Consider the following 16,883-nt stretch of genomic DNA (forward strand, 5'->3'; position numbering starts at 1 on the left):
ATTCTACGCGTTCGCGGCTGGGCGTCCGATGCGTTGGGCGCCCGGCTGCCAGAGCGATACCGGCAACAGCGTCGCCTGCACCCGGGCCCGCCGCTCCGACCCCGAACGGATGCCGCGCAGCACCACGTCGAGGTCGGCCGCCAGAGCCGCCGATCGCGCCGTGTCCCCCGTGCCCGACGATCGCGCGTACCGGCTACGCTCCGCCGCCACGAGCAGCCGCTCGAGAGCCTCGTTCACGCTCTCCTGCTCGGTGCCCCCGGCCGGTCCCGGCCGGGACTCGACGAGCCGACGCAGGCGGCCCGCGAGTTCCCGCGGCGTTTCGGTGTCCCGCACCTCGACACCGTGGTCCACGGCGGTGTCGCTCACTTCCCGCCAGGCCACGCCTGCTCCGTCCGGCCCGCGAAGGATGCCCCGGCGCCGCAACCGGCGGCGGGTCACCCGAACGGCGGCCGGCACCAGGAGCAGGGCGAGCACCCCGGTGAGGAGGAGGCCGAGTCGGAGGAGGCCGCCGGCCTCCTCCTCGGGCGTTGCCGCGCCCTGTTCCCCATCGGCTGCGTTCTGTGCGCCGGCGTCCTCGGGCCGGGCTGCGCCCGACGGGGCGGTCTGGCCGGCCTCGTCGTTCGGCGCCGCGGCGCTTGTCTCGCGCGTGTAGTCGGGCACGCGGCCCCGGCTCGGCGTGGGCTCGAACGGCACCCAGCCCACACCCTCGAAGTAGATTTCGGTCCAGGCGTGCAGGTCGTGGGTGTCGACGCTGTACCGTCCGATCCCGGCGACGGAGCTCGACGCCGACAGGACCCCGGGCAGGTAGCCGATCGCGATCCGGGCGGGGATGCCGACCGAGCGGGCCATCACGGCCATCGCCGAGGAGAAGTGCACGCAGTACCCGCTCTTCACCTCGAGGAATGTGCTGACGACGTCGATGCCGCCGCCGTCGTAGTCGGCCTCCACGGGAGCCTCGGTGTCGTAGTCGAACTCGCTGCCGCGCAGGTACTCCTGCAGGGCCACGGCGGCGTCGTACGCCGTGGCCGCACCCGCGGTGACCTCACGTGCGGTGTCGCCGATCAGGGCCGGGGTCTGCGCCGGCAGTTCGAGGCTGTCCTGGATCCCGGACGGATAGTCGGCCTCGGCCTGCCGCAGCTGCTCCGCGGTGGGGGCGAGCGTGAGCGACGTCACGGTGTACTCCTGCCCGCGGGTCGTGTCGCTCGGACTGGCTATGGACCCGCTCGTCCCGTTCCAGTACCAGAAGCCCAGCAGCCCGGTCACCGAGCGGGCCGGCGCCGGAGTCGGCAGCCATCGGGTCGCCAGGCCGTCGATACCGATCGTGGTGATGGTCTCCCCGGTGGCGATCTCCGGAGACAAACCGGGCGGCAGGGCGATGTCATCGACGGTGTTCTCCCGGTTCCCCGGGGCGAGTCGCGCGGTCCAGTTACGGCCGGAGAACTCGTCGAGGGTCAGCATCCGGAGGTAGGGCGGCCGCGTCGCGGTAGTGCGGTAGTGCAGCACGGGCACGGCGTCCGGCCGGCGCAGGTCCTGTCCGAGGTTGATCATGGGACTCACACCGTTGGCGAAGAGCAGGCTGCCGCCCGGGCGCGCGCCGGCGAGGCCGCCGCCGGGCAGCACGGGCATGGCGACGCTGACCACGATCGCGGCCACGACCGCGATGCCGCCCACGACGACCGCTCCCCCGGGGGCGACGGGCGCCCACGGACGACCGGGGGTGAACGCCGTGCTGCCGGCCTGGCGCATCCGGATCTCCACCCGCAGGAGCACCAGGTAGGCGACCGCCGTGAGCACGAGGGCGGGCAGGTTCGCCTTGCCGCCGAGCACCAGGCCCGGAACGAGCAGCGGCACCAGCACGGGCAGCCCGGCCAGCGCGGGCACCCGCAGCACCACTGCCAGCGTGTCGATCAGGATCGCCATCATTCCGGCGCCCACACCGAGCAGGAACAGGATGCCGGCGGTCGCTTCCGCGGGCGTCGATTGCATTTCAATGGAGAGCGTCCCGGCGAGCACCAGGTCGCGGAACCGGTCGAGGGTCTCTCCGGTGGGAATCACCAGGACCCAGCCGGTTCCCGCGCCGAAGAGCAGCGTCAGGGTCGCCACCAGCAACCCGAACCCGAACAGGGGGCCGAGGAACCCGGGCACCCCGACCCGGCGCAGTCCGGCGCCGCCGAGCAGCACCACGGCGGCGACGATAGCCATCAGCCACCACCAGCCGGTCCCGTTCAGCAGGGGCGCGAGGGCGCCGCCGGCCACGGCCAGCAGCAGCAGGAGCGCTCCCGCGAGGGGCCATTGCGCCGAAGCGATGCGCATGGCCCGGATGGTCGGAACGGGCTGCCCGGCACCGGAGGCGGCCGGCGGGCCGCCGGTGGTGGTGTCGGCTTCAGACCGTGTCATGAACGGGCCGCCCCTCGCCGATGAAATCCGTCCAGGCGCGGGGAATGTCCCGGGCCTGGCGCAAACCGATACAGCGCCAGCCTGCCTCGCGGAGACGGCGTACGGCATCCGGATCGACCGTGTCCAGCACGAACGCCACCGCGGGCCTGCTCACGGTCACCAGGTTCGCCAGCCCGGCCACGTCCCGGGCGTCGACGGAGACCAGCACGGCGAAGGTGGGCTGCGCCTGGCCGCCGGCCTGCCCGGCCCCTCGGTTCGCGGAGGTTCCGGCGGTCCCGCCCGCGCGTCCCGGGTGCTCCTGGGCAGCCGGGGCAACCGGTACTGCCGCTTCCGGCTCCAGGACTTCCCAGAGCCCGGTCGGATCCACGGGCATCACGCGGGCCAGCCCCGCGAGGAGAAGCACGGCGCCGCCCGGGGACCGGAAGACCGCCGGCGCCTCACCGCGCAACCCTCCTCGGCCGGCGTCCCCGCCGGTGCCCGGTTCACCCGGCTCGCCCGGCTGGCCCGGCTGGCCCGGCTGACCCGGCTCGCCCGGCTCGGACTGACCGCCGCCCGGCCTGCCCGGGCTCGGCTGGCTCGGGCTCGGCTGGCTCGGGCGCAGCTGGCTCGGGCCGAGCTCGACCAGGTCCACCTGGTACCCGGCCTCGAGCAGGTGTACGCCCACGGATGCCGTCAACTCGACGGCCACCTCGAAGGCCTGCTCGACGCGCGTGCGGCCCTGGCGCTGCGCATCGGCGTCCTCGCCGGCGTCGGCGCCAGCACCGGACGGGACGTCACGACGGCCGCGCAGGGCCGTGTCGAGCACGAGGCGGGCACCCGGGTTGCTCTGCTCTTCCTCCTGACGCACCATGATCTCGCCCCGCCGCGCCGTGGCCGGCCAGTTCACCCGGCGCAGCGGATCGCCGGGCCGGTACTCGCGTGCGATCAGCGGATCCGCGTTGTGATGGAGCCGCCGCAGCCGTTCCGGAACATCACCGTCGTTCAACGCGCTGGCGAGGCCTCGTCCGGCCAACGGGGTGACCCGGGGCGTCACCACGAGGTCGTGCGGCTCCCCCACCGACCACTCGCCGGAGGCAAGGCCGAACGGGTCCGAACGCCCGATCAGAACCGGTCCCGACGCGTAGACACCGCGCTTGGAGACCGTGCTCCGGTATTGGAATCGAAGCGTGTCGGCGCCTGCCCCCTGCCCTCCCTGGGCGCGAGCCAGCCCGGGCAGCTCCGTGCTGTCCGGCAGCGTCAGCCCCGCATCGGCGGTGTCCCGCAGACGCAGACCCGTCACAGGCCGCGCCGAGAGGTTACGGAGGCTGAGCACCACCACGGCCTCGCCGCCGGCCGACACGACCGGTGGGCGCAGCATCCGTGTCACCTGCAGGCGCAGCGGACGCACGGAGACGTAGACGACGGCGGCCAGCGGGATCGCGAGGAGCAGGCCGGCGATGAACAGGAGATCGCGCTGATTGCCGATCAGGCCGAGGAGAAGCAGGCCGGCACCCAGGGCGAGGAACATCCCGCCTCGGAAGGTGAGCCGAGGTAACCAGAACGCCGCGCCGCGTCGCCGATTCACTGGCATGGCGTCAGGTGTGCCCGGGGGCGCCGACGGGAACGGGGGTGGCGGCGACGATCCGGCGCACGATGTCATCGACCACGGCGCCGCTGTCCTGGTGGTGGCCGAGCACTCGACTGCTGGGCACCAGACGGTGCCCGAGAACGGCCACCGCCAGCGCGTCGATGTCGTCCGGCAACACGTAGTCCCTTCCGTGCAGTGCCGCCCGGGACTTGGCCGCCCGGATCAGCTGCAGCGTGGCCCGGGGGCTGGCGCCGAGGCGCAGGTCGCGATCGTCCCGGGTGGCGCGCACGAGGCTGACCGCGTATTCCTTGACCGCCGCAGAGGCGAAGACATTCCGCACGGCCGTCATCATGCCTCGCAGCTCGGCCCCGGTGACGACCGCCTCGATCCCGTCCAGGGGGCTCGAGGTGTCGCGGGCGTCCAGCATCCGCAGTTCGGACTCGTTGTCGGGGTAGCCCATCGAGATGCGGGCCATGAACCGGTCCCGCTGGGCCTCCGGCAGGGCATAGGTGCCCTCCATCTCGATCGGGTTCTGGGTGGCCACGACGGTGAACGGCAACGGCAGCAGATAGGTGGTGCCGTCGACCGTGACCTGGCGTTCCTCCATGCATTCCAGCAACGCGGACTGCGTCTTCGGGCTCGCCCGGTTGATCTCATCGCCGATCACGATGTTGGCGAAGATGGCGCCCGGTTTGAACTCGAACCGGCGGTCCACCTGATTGAACACCGACACACCCGTCACGTCGGAGGGCAGCAGGTCGGGGGTGAACTGGATGCGGCTGACCGTGCAGTGCACGGATTTGGCCAGGGCCTTGGCCAGCATCGTCTTGCCCACACCGGGAACGTCTTCGATCAGGAGATGCCCCTGGGCCAGCAACACGGTGAGGGCGCAGCTCACGGCGGAGTGCTTGCCGTCGATGACGGTCTCCATGTTGCGGATGATCGAGCGCGCCGCCGCCTCCACGGCCGAGAGATCCATCAGGGTCTCGTCGTCGGAATCGACGACAGGCCCGTCCGTGGCCCCGGCGAGCGCCGGGGCGTTGACCACACGAACGGGCGAGGCGCTCACACGGGTGCCTTCTGCAGGAACTCCGCAACGGCTCGCGGAACGTACGGGGTGATATCGCCGCCGAGGGCGGCAACCTGGCGCACCAGGGAGCTGGACACGTGCGCGTTGGCCGGGTCGGGCAACAGGAACACGGTCTCCACGGCGGCGAGGTTGCGGTTCACGATCGCCATCGGGGTCTCGTAGGCCACATCGACCTGGGAGCGGATGCCCTTGATCAGCACGCTGGCCCCGACCTCGAGGCAGTAGTCCACGAGCAGCCCCACGCTCCAGGAGGAGACCACGATGTTCTCCGGCAGCCCGGCATCCGAAATGGACCGTTGCAGCAGGGCGACCCGCTGCGCAATCGGCAGCAGCGCCGTCTTGCCGGGGTTGTGCACGACGAGCACATGCAGTTCGTCGAAGATACCGGCCGCCCGGGCGATCACGTCGAGATGACCCCGGGTGACGGGGTCGAAGGAACCAGGTACGACGGCGATCCTGCGCATAGCGCTCACCCTAGCCCGAGACCGTGGACGGTTCCTGTGCGTGGGCTGATCTCGGCCCCGTCAGGACTTGGTCAGCGAGGCTCGCTCCGCGTCGTCCAGGCGACGACGCACCGCGTCCCGCAGCGCCGGGACGCTCTCGAGGTGCGGGTCATGCTCGCTCAGGCGCTGGGCGTGGCCGCGGGCCTCCCCGATGAGGTCCCCATCGGTGGCCACTCGCAGCAGGCGCAGCGAGGAACGGCCCCCGGACTGGTTGTTGCCGAGGACATCGCCTTCCCGGCGCAACTCGAGGTCGACCTGGGCCAGTTCGAAACCGTCGAGCGTGGCCGCCACCGCCTCCACGCGCTCGCGCGCGATGGTCTCCGCCTCGGCGGTCGTGACCAGCAGGCAGAGCCCCGGCACGCCGCCGCGGCCCACCCGGCCGCGCAGCTGATGCAGCTGGGAGACGCCGAACCGATCGGCGTCCAGCACCACCATGGCGGAGGCGTTGGGCACGTCGACGCCGACCTCGATCACGGTCGTCGCCACGAGCACGTCGATCTGCCCTGCAGCGAAGGCCCTCATGGTCTGGTCTTTCTCGTCGCTGGTCATGCGCCCGTGCAGCGGTTCGATGCGGGCCGCGGCGAGGGCCGGGTTGCGGCGCAGTTCGGCGAGCACCACTTCGACGGATGCCGTTTCGACGAGTGCCGTTTCGACGAGTGCCGGAGCGGCCGTCTCCGGGTCGACCTCCGCCCCCTCCTCCAGCTGCTTCGGGGCGATGGCCGGGCAGACCACGAATCCCTGGCGCCCCAGGGCGAGTTCTTCGGCCAGTCGAGTCCACACCCGCATCACCCAGCCGGGCTTCTCGAAGAGCGGCACGACGAACGTCTCGATGCCCTGCCGCCCCTCCGGCAGCTCGGCGATGGTGCTCACGTCGAGGTCGCCGAACACCGTCATGGCCACCGTGCGCGGGATCGGGGTGGCGGTGAGTACCAGCACGTGCGGTGGCAGGGCACCCTTCAGCCGCAGGGCCTCGCGCTGGTCCACACCGAAGCGGTGCTGCTCGTCGACGACGACCAGGCCGAGGTCGAAGAACGTGACCTTGTCTCCGAGCAGGGCGTGCGTGCCGATCACGATCTTCGCCTGCCCGGACACCACCCGCAGCAGCGCCTTGCGGCGCTCGGCCACGGGCAGCTGACCGGTGAGCAGGGTCGGCATCAACTCGGCCGACAGCTCGGGCCCGAGCGAACGCACGATCGAGCGCAGGTGCTGGGCCGCCAGCACCTCGGTGGGAGCCAGCAGGGCGGACTGGCCTCCCGAATCGGCGACGGCGAGCATGCCCCGCAGGGCCACCACGGTCTTGCCGGAGCCGACCTCCCCCTGCACGAGCCGGTTCATCGGCGCGGTCTGGGCCAGGTCGGCGGCCATTTCCGCGGCCACGCCCTGCTGGTCGGCGGTGAGGGTGAAGGGAAGGCCGGCGTCGAATCGATCGAGCAGGCCGCCGGGTACCGCTGCGCGCGCGGTGGACAGCTGCTGCCGGGCGGTGAGCCGCTGCTGCACCAGGGCGCTCTGCAGCACGAAGGCCTCGGTGAACCGCAGGGTGTCGCGGGCGCGGCGCCAATCCGAATCGGTTTCCGGTCGGTGGATCAGCTCGAGGGCACGGCCCTGAGGCAGCAGCCCGCGCTCGCCGCGCAGCTCCGCCGGGATCGGGTCGGGCACGAGACCCACGCTGTCGAGCAGGATCGCGATGGTCTGCGCGATCTGCCAGCTGGCCATGGTGTTGGTCGCCGGATAGATCGCGACGGGCTGCTCGATCCAGAGTTTGGCGGCCTCGGCATCCTCGGGCATCTCGGGCTCGTCGTCGGCGCCGGGGCCGGGGCCGAAGAGCTTGTAGGTGGGGTGCGTGAGCTGCAGGTGGCCGCGGTAGTCGGAGACCTTGCCCGCGAACATGCCGCGCATGCCGGGTTGGAGCTGCCTGGCCCGCCAGGACTGGTTGAACCAGGTGAGGCTGAGGATGCCGCGGCCGTCGGAGATCTTCACCTCGACGATCGATCCCTTGCGGGCCTTCATCGCGCGTTCCTCGACACTGCGAATCTCGGCGACGATCGTCACGTTCTCGTCGAGCGGCAGCAGGCTGATCGAGGAGAGCTCCCCGCGGCGGGCGTAGCGGCGCGGGTAATGGCTGAGCAGGTCGCCGACGGTGTCCACGCCGAACGCCTTGCCCAGGGCGACGGCCGTCTTGCCGCCCACCACGTTGGCGAGCCTGCTGTCGAGGGTCACCGGGGCGAGTTTCTCGGCAGCCTCCGAATCGCTCATGCTTCGATCGTAGGCGGCGCCTCTGACCTGCGGCGCCGAGGACGATAAACTCGATGGGTTATGACGCGAATCGTCGCCGGGTTTGCCGGTTCCCTGCCTCTGGCGGTGCCCAAGACCGGCACCCGCCCCACCAGTGACCGTGTGCGGGAGGCGATCTTCTCGGCGCTCGACGCGCGCGACATCATCCGCGGTTCCCGGGTGCTCGACCTGTACGCCGGCTCGGGTGGGCTGGGCCTGGAGGCCGCCAGCCGCGGAGCGCGCATCGTGACTCTCGTCGACAACAACTTCGGCGCGGCGCAGATGTGTCGCAAGAACACCGAGGCCGTGCTGCGTTCGGCGCCGAAGCAGGGCGCCCCGAAGATCAAGGTGAGCAGCCAGGCCGTTCAGTCGTTCCTCGCGGCCACCGGCGAGGGCTTCGACCTGGTCTTCATCGACCCGCCGTACGACCTCGCCGAGACCGAGCTCGGCCACAACCTCGCCGCCCTGGCGCCGCTGCTCGACCCCGACGCCCTCGTCATCGTCGAACGCAGTTCGCGCTCTCCCGAGCCGCTCTGGGGTCCCGGCCTGGAGTCGGACCGCCGCAAGGACTACGGCGACACGACCGTCTGGTACGCCTCCCCCGTGCTGCCCGCCGACTGAGTCGTGCCGCTCGCGGCGCACCCTGTGGCTCGCGGCGCACCCTGTGGCTCGCGGCGCACCTTCTGGCTCGCGGCGCACCTTCTGGCTCGCGGCGCACCTTGTGGCTCGCGGCGCATGCTCTAACGTGCGCCCGCTTCCATAGGGTGCGCCGCGACGGGCGGGCACGGCCTCCGATGACGCTGGCCGACGGATGCCGGATGCCGGCACTCCGACGGGTGGGACGCTCTCCGACGTGCGGCCGGCCCTCCGACGTGCGGACGGCGCTCAGACGACGGCGCCGTCCCAGCCGCGGTACGGGTCCCACCCGGCCTGGTCGTGGGGGCGGCCGTCGAGCAGGACCCGGCCGGCGGCATCCGTCACCACGCCGAGGGCGCGGAAGCCGTCGGGCAGCACGGCACCCGGCGGGAACGTGGCGAGCAGACCGTGGTCCTCGCCGCCGCCGAGGGCGCGTTCCACATTCTCGCCGAGCGCCGAGCGGGTGAAGTCGATGCCCACGCCGCTGGCCCGGGCCAGGCGTCCGGCGTCGATGGCGAGGCCGTCGGACACGTCGAGCATCGCGGTCGCGCCCGCGGCGGCGGCGGCAGGCCCTCGGTCGATGGGAGGTTCGGGTGCGAGCTGCGCGGCGACCGCGTCGGGATGCTGCGCCCGCAGCGCCTGCGCGAGTGCGGCATCCGGGGTGCCGGTTTCGTCCACGGCGAGACGAAAGAGCAGGTCCAGACCCTCGGCGGCCTCACCGAGGCGCCCGGCCAGGGCCACAACGTCGCCTGGCCGCGCCCCGGAGCGCAGCACGGGCTCGCGCCCCTCGAGGTCGCCGAAGGCCGTCACGGCGAGCGTGAGCGCGTCGGAGGCGGACAGGTCGCCGCCGACGACGCCGCAGCCGGGCGCCAGGGCTTCGCAGCAGTCGCGCAAGCCGTCGGCGATGCCCTCGATCACCGAGATCGGCGTCGACGGCGGTGCGGCGATCGCGACGACCAGGGCGGTGGGGCGAGCCCCCATCGCGGCGACGTCGGACAGGTTCGTCGCGGCGGCCTTCCAGCCGAGGTCGTGCGGGCTCGACCAGGCGAGCCGGAAGTCCGGCCCCTGGATCATCATGTCCGTGGTCACCACGAAGCGCCCGTCCGGGGCCCGCATCACGGCGGCGTCGTCGCCGGGGCCGAGCAGTTGGGCGGCGGAGCCAGGCAAACGGGGGAAGATTCGGGCGAGAACCTCGCCCTCACTCAGATCGGCCAGCGTTTCACTCGTGGGGAGCATCGCGCCCGCAGCATTCGTCATGCATCAAACGGTAGCCTGAATGCAATGACTCCCCGCATCCGCTCCCTCCGCACCGGCATCGCGCTCACGCTCGTTGCGGGCACTGTTCTGCTCACCGGCTGCACGGCGATCGTGCCGCTGGAACCGGCAGCGGATGCCGTCAATCCCACCTGCGCCAGTCTCATCGTGCGTTTGCCGACGACGGTGGCCTCGCTGCCGGAACGGGAGACGAACGCCCAGGCCACGGGTGCCTGGGGCACGCCGAGCGCGGTCCTGCTGCACTGCGGTGTGACGGTGCCCGAGCCCACGACGCTCCCGTGCCTCACGGTCAACGGCATCGACTGGATCGAAGACGATTCGGATGCCCCGCTCTACCGGTACACCACCTACGGCCGCGACCCCGCGACGGAGCTGGTCATCGACTCGGACAAGGTCAGCGGCTCGACGGTGCTCGTGGACCTGGCGCAGGCCGTGGCGAACATCCCCGCGACGGGCAAGTGCCTCGGCGCCGAGGACCTGCTGCTGCCGCCCGACGGCGAAACCCTGCCGCCCACCCCGTAGCGCACCTGAACCCGCGGTGAGACGACAACTCTGGGGGGTTGCGGCATCCGTCAACCCATCAAAGTCGTCGTTTCGGTGAGGATGCTCGCACCCGCTCGCGCGATTAGACCGCCAGGCGGAGCGCAGCGGGGGCGGCGCGGTGGGCCAGCGCCACCTCGATCAGCTCGTCGATCAGCTGCGGGTAGGTGAAGCCGCTGGCCAGCCAGCACGACGGGAACATCGAGATCGGGGTGAAACCGGGCATGGTGTTGATCTCGTTGATCACCCAGCCGTCGGCCGTGAGGAAGAAGTCGACCCGCGCCAGCCCGGCGCCGTCGATGGCGTCGAACGCCCGGATGGCCAGGGCCTGCATCTCGCCCAGTTCCACCGGGGTGAGGTCGGCCGGGCAGACCAGCTCGATGCCGTCCGCTCCGAGGTACTTGGCGTCGAAGTCGTAGAAGTCGCGGCCGGTCACCCGCACCTCGCCGGCGACGGATGCCCGCGTCGCCTCCCCGGGACGAGCCTGCAGCACCGCGATCTCGAGTTCGCGCCCCGACAGCCCTGCCTCGATGAGAACCTTGCTGTCCTCCAGCAGGGCCACGCGCATCGCCTCGGCGAGTTGGTCCAGGTTCGACACCCGGCTGACGCCCACACTCGACCCGGCCCGCGCGGGTTTGACGAACACGGGCAGACCGAGTCCCTCGGCCGCCGCGAACGCCATGCCTGGAGCCTCGGCCCAGTCGGCGGCGGTGACGGTGCGCCACGGGGCGACCGGCAGGGCTGCCTGCTGGAAGACGGTCTTGGTGAAGTGTTTGTCCATGCCGAGCGCCGACGCGAGCACGCCTGAGCCCACATAGGGCAGCCCGACGAGTTCGAGCAGCCCCTGCACGGTGCCGTCCTCACCGAACGGGCCGTGCAGGATCGGGAAGACCACGTCGACGTTGCCCAGCGAACGGTGGCCGGTGCCGGCACCGTCGCTGACCGTCAGCTGATGACTGAGGCTGCTTTCCGGCCACCGGATGCGGCTGCCGTTGTCGAAGACCTCCGGAAGCTGCTCGGCGTCCAGCGTGAACCGGGCCGGGTCATCCGCTTCGAGCACGAAGGCGCCGTCGCGGGTGATGCCGATCGGGATGACGTTGTAGCGTTCGCGGTCAATTGCCGCCAGGACGCCGCCCGCTGTGGCGCAGCTGATCGAATGTTCGCTTGACCGACCCCCAAAGAGCAGCGCCACCGTGAGCTTGTTCGTCATCAATCGTCCTTTCGCCCTGCGGCTCGGCTGAGTCCGTTGTCAGGTGCGGGGCCAGGTCCCGCGGTTTCAGAGTACCGGCCAGCACCTGGCGGACCTGCTCGACGATGGGCATGTCCACCCCCTTGGCACGGGCGAGTTCGAGTACGGGACCGACGGATGCGAGACCCTCCGTGGTCTGCTGCATCTGCTTGACCACGTCGGCGATGCCGTAGCCCTGGCCGAGCAGCCGGCCGGCCGTGTTGTTGCGGCTGAGCGGCGATTGGCAGGTGGCGATGAGGTCACCGAGGCCGGCCAGACCGGCCAGGGTTTCCGGATGGGCGCCGTAGGCCACGGCGAAATCGGTCATCTCCACGAGACCGCGGGTGATGATCGACGCCTTCGTGTTCTCGCCGTAGCCGACGCCGTCGACGATGCCGATGGCGACCGCGATCAGGTTCTTGAGCACGCCGCCGAATTCGGTGCCGATGACATCCGTGTTGACGTACGAGCGGAAGTAGCGGTTGCGGGCCAGCATGGCCACGGCCTGCGCGGTCTCGAGGCTGTTCGAGGAGACCACGGCGGCCGTGGGCTGTTCCTTGGCGATTTCGAGGGCCAGGTTGGGTCCGGAGATCGCCGCGATCAGGTCAGGGTCGATCGGCAGCAGTTCGGCGATGATCTGGCTCATGCGCAGGCCGGAGCCGCGCTCGACGCCCTTCATCAGCGACACGACGATGGCGCCGGGCTCCAGGAACGGCTCCGCCAGAATCAGGTTCTCGCGCAGCGACTGGCTCGGCACCGACACGAACACCTGCTCGGCGCCGGCCAGGGCCAGGTCGAGCCGGGAGGTGGCGCGAAGGCCCACGGGCAGGTTGATGCCGGGCAGATAGTCGCTGTTGCGCCTGGCTTCGGTGATCTCCCGGGCGAGCTCGGGGCGCCGGGCCCAGAGCACCACGTCGGCCCCACCGTCGGTCAGGATCTTCGCGAACGTTGTGCCCCAGCTCCCGGCGCCGAGGACGGCGACCCGCTTGCCTGGCTGGACCTTAGGCTTCAAAACGGCCGGTCTCTTTCTGATCGTGCTCGACCGGGTTCCAGCGCTTTGCGGGCGCCGTCTCACCCCGGAGATCTTCGAGCAGTTGAGTGATGGCGGCCATGACAAGCGTGGTCGCCTCGTTCAGTGTCGCCGGGTCGAGGTTGCGCCCGCGGAAGCGACCCAGGTCGATCGGGTCGCCGATCTTGACGAGAACGGTCTTGCGCGGGAACAGCCGGAGCCGCTTGGAGTAGCGCGGCATGATCTCCTGGGCGCCCCAGTGCGCGACCGGGACGATCGGGATGCCCTGCTCGAGCGCGATGCGCACGGCGCCGGTCTTGCCGCGCATCGGCCACATCCCCGGGTCGCGGGTCAGCGACCCCTCCGGGTAGACGACGACCATCTGGCCGCGTTCGACCAGGCGCCGGGCCGCCTTCACCGGCTCGCTGCCGCGCACGCTGCCGCCGCGCTGCACCGGGATCTGCCCGGATTTGTGCAGCAGCCAGCCGATCCCGGGGATTTGGAAGACGGATGCCTTCGCCATGAACCGGGGCGCGCGCCCGAGCTTCCAGCTGAGCACGCCCATCAGCACGGGGTCGATCTCGCTGAAGTGGTTGGGTGCCATCACGAACGCCCCGGCGCGCGGAAACTTCTCGGCGTCGGTGACCTTGAACCGCACGGCGAGGTTGATCACCGGAAGGATCATCAGCGCCAGCGCCCAGAAGACCGACGGCGTTCTCGTCTCCGAACGCTCCCGGCCCGGGTTCACTGCGACAGGGGAAACGTGGGTCTGGGGCGCTGGATCGGACACGGGCGCTGGATCTGATGCTGGCACAGCCCCATTATCCTTCGAGATCGAAGTCAGCCCCCAACAGTTGCAGCTTGGTGATGAAGTTCTCGTAGCCACGGCTGATGATTCCGACGTTGCTCACGGTGGACGTGCCCGAGGCGGTCAGGGCCGCGATCAGGTGGCTGAAGCCACCGCGCAGGTCGGGAACCTCGATGTCGGCGCCGTGCAGCTTCGTCGGCCCCGTGATGACGGCCGAGTGGTTGAAGTTGCGCTGGCCGAACCGGCAGGGGTGCCCGCCGAGGCATTCCCGGTGGATCTGGATGGTCGCGCCCATCTCCACGAGGGCGTCGACGAAGCCGAAGCGCTGCTCGTACACGGTCTCGTGCACGATCGAGACGCCGTGGGCGTGGGTGAGGGCGATCACGAGCGGCTGCTGCCAGTCCGTCATGAAGCCGGGGTGCACATCCGTTTCGATGATGACGGGCTTGAGGTCGCCGCCCGGGTGGTAGAAACGGATGCCGTCGTCTTCGATGTCGAACGCCCCGCCGACCTTGCGGAACACGTTCAGGAACGTGATCATCTCGGGCTGACGCGCACCGCCGACGAAGATGTCCCCGTCGGTGGCCAGGGCCGCGGCCGCCCAGCTGGCGGCCTCGTTCCGGTCGAACAGGGCGCGGTGGTTGTAGCCTTCGAGACGCTCGACGCCCTCGATCCGGATCACACGGTCGGTGTCGACCGTGATGATGGCACCCATCTTCTGCAGGATGTTGATGAGATCCATGATCTCGGGCTCGATCGCCGCGCCCTTGAGCTCGGTGATGCCCTCGGCGCGCACAGCGGTGAGGAGCACCTGTTCGGTCGCGCCCACGCTCGGGTAGGGCAGGGACACCTTGGTGCCCTTGAGACCGTTGGGTGCGGACATCCGGATGCCGTTGGGCTGCTTCTCGACGACGGCTCCGAACTTGCGCAGCACGTCCAGGTGGTAGTCGATCGGGCGGTCGCCGATGCGGCAACCGCCGAGGTCGGGGATGAATGCCTCGCCGAGGCGGTGCAGCAGCGGGCCGCAGAACAGGATCGGGATGCGCGAGGAGCCGGCGTGGGCGTCGATCGCGGCGAAGTGCGCGCTCTCCACGTCGACCGGGTCGAGCAGCAGCTCACCCGGCTCGGCGCCGTCGGTGACCTTGACGCCGTGCACCTCGAGCAGCTGGCGCACGATGCGCACGTCGCTGATGTTGGGAACGTTCTTGAGCGTGCTGGGGCTCTCGCCCAGAAGAGCCGCGACCATGGCCTTGGTGACCAGGTTCTTGGCACCCTTCAGCTCGATCCGGCCGACCAGCGGAATACCGCCGCGGATCGTGATCCGGTCGCCCTGCAGACCCACGGCCGCCCCCCAGCTCTGCGCATGCTCACGATTCTGCGCGTCTTCCTTGCTCTGACCGTTCTCACGATCCTGGGTGATTTCGCTGATTGTGCTCATAAACTAACCTGCCTTGCCGGGAGAGTCCGGGGCCGCCATGGCTCCCGGTGGGATTCATATTCTGCGATCCGCGCTTCATCGCGCAGGGTGAGTCCGATGTCGTCGAGGCCTTCGAGGAGGCGCCACCGGGTGTAATCGTCAATCTCGAAGGGAACGGTGAGAGCTCCGACGCGGGCGGTGCGGGAGACCAGGTCGACCGTGAGCTCGATACCGGGAGTGGCCTCGATCACGTCCCACAGGCGCTGCGCGTCGGCCTCGGAGATCTGACCGGCGAGCAGACCCTGCTTGCCGGAGTTGCCGCGGAAGATGTCGCCGAAGCGGGGGCTGAGCACCACGTCGAAGCCGTAGTCGCGCAGCGCCCAGACGGCGTGTTCGCGGGAGGAACCGGTGCCGAAGTCGGCGCCGGCCACGAGCACTCGGGCGCCCGCGTAGGCCGGCTCGTTGAGCACGAAGGCAGGGTCGCTGCGCCAGCGGGCGAAGAGGGCGTCTTCGAATCCGGTCTTGGTGACGCGCTTGAGGTGGACGGCCGGGATGATCTGGTCGGTGTCGACGTTGGAGCGGCGCAGAGGAAGCGCGACGCCGGTGACGGTTGTGAACTTTTCCATTGCTACTTGTCTCCATCCTGGGCCAGGTCCCACGGGCTCGACAGCGTACCGCGGATGGCGGTGGCGGCCGCGACCAGCGGGGACACGAGGTGCGTGCGTCCGCCCTTGCCCTGGCGGCCCTCGAAGTTGCGATTGCTGGTGGACGCGCACCGCTCGCCGGGGGCCAGCTGGTCGGGGTTCATGCCCAGGCACATCGAGCAGCCGGCGAAGCGCCACTCGGCGCCGAAGTCGGTGAAGATCGTGTCGAGGCCTTCCGCCTCCGCCTCGATGCGCACCCGCGCGGATCCGGGGACCACGAGCATCCGTACGCCCGGCGCCAGAGTGCGGCCCTGCACGATCGCGGCGGCGGCGCGCAGGTCTTCGACCCGGCTGTTGGTGCAGGATCCGAGGAAGACGGTGTCGACCCGGATCTCCTTCATCGGGGTGCCGGCCGCGAGGTCCATGTATTCCAGGGCTCGTTCGGCAGCGGAGCGTTCGTTGTCGTCGAGGATTCCGGAGGGGTCGGGCACGGTCTCGCTCAGGGAGACCCCCTGGCCGGGGTTGGTGCCCCAGGTGACGAAGGGTTCCAGGGTGTCGGCGTCGAGGAAGACCTCGGCGTCGAATTCGGCGCCGTCGTCGGTGGCGAGGGTGTCCCAGTAGGCGACCGCGTCGATCCAGTCCTGGCCTTCCGGGGCATGGGCGCGACCCTGGAGGTAGTCGTAGGTGATCGCATCCGGGGCGACCATGCCCGCGCGGGCGCCGGCCTCGATCGACATGTTGCAGATGGTCATGCGGCCCTCCATGGAGAGGGCGCGGATGGCGCTGCCACGGTATTCGAGCACGTAGCCCTGCCCGCCGCCGGTGCCGATCTTCGCGATCACGGCCAGGATGATGTCCTTCGCCGTCACCCCGGGGCGGAGTGTGCCCTCCACCGTGATCGCCATGGTCTTGAACCGCTTGAGCGGCAGCGTCTGGGTGGCCATGACGTGCTCGACCTCGCTGGTGCCGATGCCGAGCGCCATGGCCCCGAACGCGCCGTGGGTGGAGGTGTGCGAGTCGCCGCAGACCACGGTGATGCCGGGCTGGGTCAGGCCCAGCTGCGGTCCGACGACGTGCACGATGCCCTGCTCGATGTCCCCGAGGGAGTGCAGACGGATGCCGAACTCCTCGCAGTTGCGGCGCAGCGTCTCGATCTGCGTGCGGCTGGTGAGGTCGGCGATGGGCTTGTCGATCGCCAGGGTCGGCGTGTTGTGGTCTTCCGTCGCGATGGTCAGATCGGGACGGCGAACCGGTCGGCCGGCCTGGCGGAGCCCGTCGAAGGCCTGGGGGCTGGTGACCTCGTGCACGAGGTGCAGGTCGATGTAGATGAGGTCGGGAGTGGCGCCGTCGCCCTCGGTGACGAGGTGTTTGTCCCAGACCTTCTCGGCCAGAGTGCGCGGACGGGTGCCGGTGCGTGGTGCGTCAGTCATGTGTGTGCGTCTTCCTCAGCAATGGGTGATCAGCCAACAAGAAACGCCACGACGAGGGAGGCCTCAGG

Annotated in this window: 14 protein-coding genes; 2 read left to right on the forward strand and 12 right to left on the reverse strand. The window is 70.4% G+C overall.

What is annotated here, in order from left to right:
- Positions 1-3 precede the first annotated feature (3 nt).
- From E3T49_RS08580 to E3T49_RS08600, 5 genes are all read right to left on the reverse strand, one after another.
- Positions 4-2,397 carry a transglutaminase TgpA family protein gene (locus tag E3T49_RS08580; protein WP_166785504.1) on the reverse strand — a complete coding sequence of 798 codons (2,394 nt, stop codon included), beginning with the start codon at positions 2,395-2,397 and terminating at the stop codon, positions 4-6.
- Positions 2,384-3,967 carry a DUF58 domain-containing protein gene (locus E3T49_RS08585; RefSeq protein WP_134424522.1) on the reverse strand — a complete coding sequence of 528 codons (1,584 nt, stop codon included), beginning with the start codon at positions 3,965-3,967 and terminating at the stop codon, positions 2,384-2,386. Before E3T49_RS08585 ends, E3T49_RS08580 begins: the two co-directional genes overlap by 14 nt.
- 4 nt (positions 3,968-3,971) lie before the next feature.
- Positions 3,972-4,943 (reverse strand): AAA family ATPase, encoded by a 972-nt coding sequence (locus tag E3T49_RS08590; protein WP_134424537.1) that lies wholly within the window; start codon positions 4,941-4,943, stop codon positions 3,972-3,974.
- Positions 4,944-5,029: 86 nt separating this feature from the next.
- Complete coding sequence (coaD, locus tag E3T49_RS08595; protein WP_134424523.1) at positions 5,030-5,518, reverse strand: pantetheine-phosphate adenylyltransferase; 489 nt, start codon at positions 5,516-5,518, stop codon at positions 5,030-5,032.
- A 60-nt stretch (positions 5,519-5,578) separates the two neighbouring features.
- Positions 5,579-7,810, reverse strand: a complete 2,232-nt coding sequence (locus E3T49_RS08600) for an ATP-dependent DNA helicase RecG (protein ID WP_134424524.1) — start codon at positions 7,808-7,810, stop codon at positions 5,579-5,581.
- 60 nt (positions 7,811-7,870) lie between these two features.
- Here E3T49_RS08600 and rsmD point away from each other — a divergent pair, with 60 nt between their 5' ends.
- Positions 7,871-8,449, forward strand: coding sequence for a 16S rRNA (guanine(966)-N(2))-methyltransferase RsmD (rsmD, locus tag E3T49_RS08605; protein ID WP_134424525.1), 579 nt, complete (start codon positions 7,871-7,873; stop codon positions 8,447-8,449).
- Positions 8,450-8,713: 264 nt separating this feature from the next.
- Here rsmD and thiL read toward each other — a convergent pair whose 3' ends face one another.
- Positions 8,714-9,721, reverse strand: coding sequence for a thiamine-phosphate kinase (gene thiL, locus E3T49_RS08610; protein WP_241972718.1), 1,008 nt, complete (start codon positions 9,719-9,721; stop codon positions 8,714-8,716).
- Positions 9,722-9,745: 24 nt separating this feature from the next.
- Here thiL and E3T49_RS08615 point away from each other — a divergent pair, with 24 nt between their 5' ends.
- A complete protein-coding gene (locus tag E3T49_RS08615) occupies positions 9,746-10,261 on the forward strand; it encodes a DUF3515 family protein (protein WP_134424526.1) in 516 nt (171 codons plus the stop codon).
- A 103-nt stretch (positions 10,262-10,364) separates the two neighbouring features.
- Here the strand turns inward: E3T49_RS08615 and E3T49_RS08620 are convergent, their stop codons facing one another.
- The 6 genes from E3T49_RS08620 to leuC all read right to left on the reverse strand — a co-directional run bounded on the left by E3T49_RS08620 (position 10,365) and on the right by leuC (position 16,815).
- Positions 10,365-11,489, reverse strand: coding sequence for a D-alanine--D-alanine ligase family protein (locus E3T49_RS08620; protein ID WP_134424527.1), 1,125 nt, complete (start codon positions 11,487-11,489; stop codon positions 10,365-10,367).
- Positions 11,392-12,519, reverse strand: a complete 1,128-nt coding sequence (locus E3T49_RS08625; RefSeq protein WP_134424528.1) for an NAD(P)H-dependent glycerol-3-phosphate dehydrogenase — start codon at positions 12,517-12,519, stop codon at positions 11,392-11,394. The genes E3T49_RS08620 and E3T49_RS08625 overlap by 98 nt, the downstream gene beginning before the upstream one ends.
- The gene (locus E3T49_RS08630; protein WP_174722406.1) at positions 12,509-13,201 is read right to left on the reverse strand and encodes a lysophospholipid acyltransferase family protein; all 693 of its coding nucleotides are present in this window, start codon (positions 13,199-13,201) and stop codon (positions 12,509-12,511) included. The genes E3T49_RS08625 and E3T49_RS08630 overlap by 11 nt, the downstream gene beginning before the upstream one ends.
- Positions 13,202-13,337: 136 nt before the next feature.
- On the reverse strand, positions 13,338-14,666 hold the full coding sequence (gene murA / locus E3T49_RS08635) for a UDP-N-acetylglucosamine 1-carboxyvinyltransferase (RefSeq protein ID WP_134424540.1): 1,329 nt from the start codon (positions 14,664-14,666) through the stop codon (positions 13,338-13,340).
- Between the two features lie 92 nt (positions 14,667-14,758).
- Positions 14,759-15,367, reverse strand: a complete 609-nt coding sequence (leuD, locus tag E3T49_RS08640; RefSeq protein WP_134424529.1) for a 3-isopropylmalate dehydratase small subunit — start codon at positions 15,365-15,367, stop codon at positions 14,759-14,761.
- A 2-nt stretch (positions 15,368-15,369) separates the two neighbouring features.
- Positions 15,370-16,815 carry a 3-isopropylmalate dehydratase large subunit gene (leuC, locus tag E3T49_RS08645; protein WP_134424530.1) on the reverse strand — a complete coding sequence of 482 codons (1,446 nt, stop codon included), beginning with the start codon at positions 16,813-16,815 and terminating at the stop codon, positions 15,370-15,372.
- Between the last annotated feature and the right edge of the window lie 68 nt (positions 16,816-16,883).

The sequence above is a fragment of the Cryobacterium cryoconiti genome (genome assembly GCF_004403065.1).
In the GTDB taxonomy this organism is placed as follows: domain Bacteria; phylum Actinomycetota; class Actinomycetes; order Actinomycetales; family Microbacteriaceae; genus Cryobacterium; species Cryobacterium cryoconiti.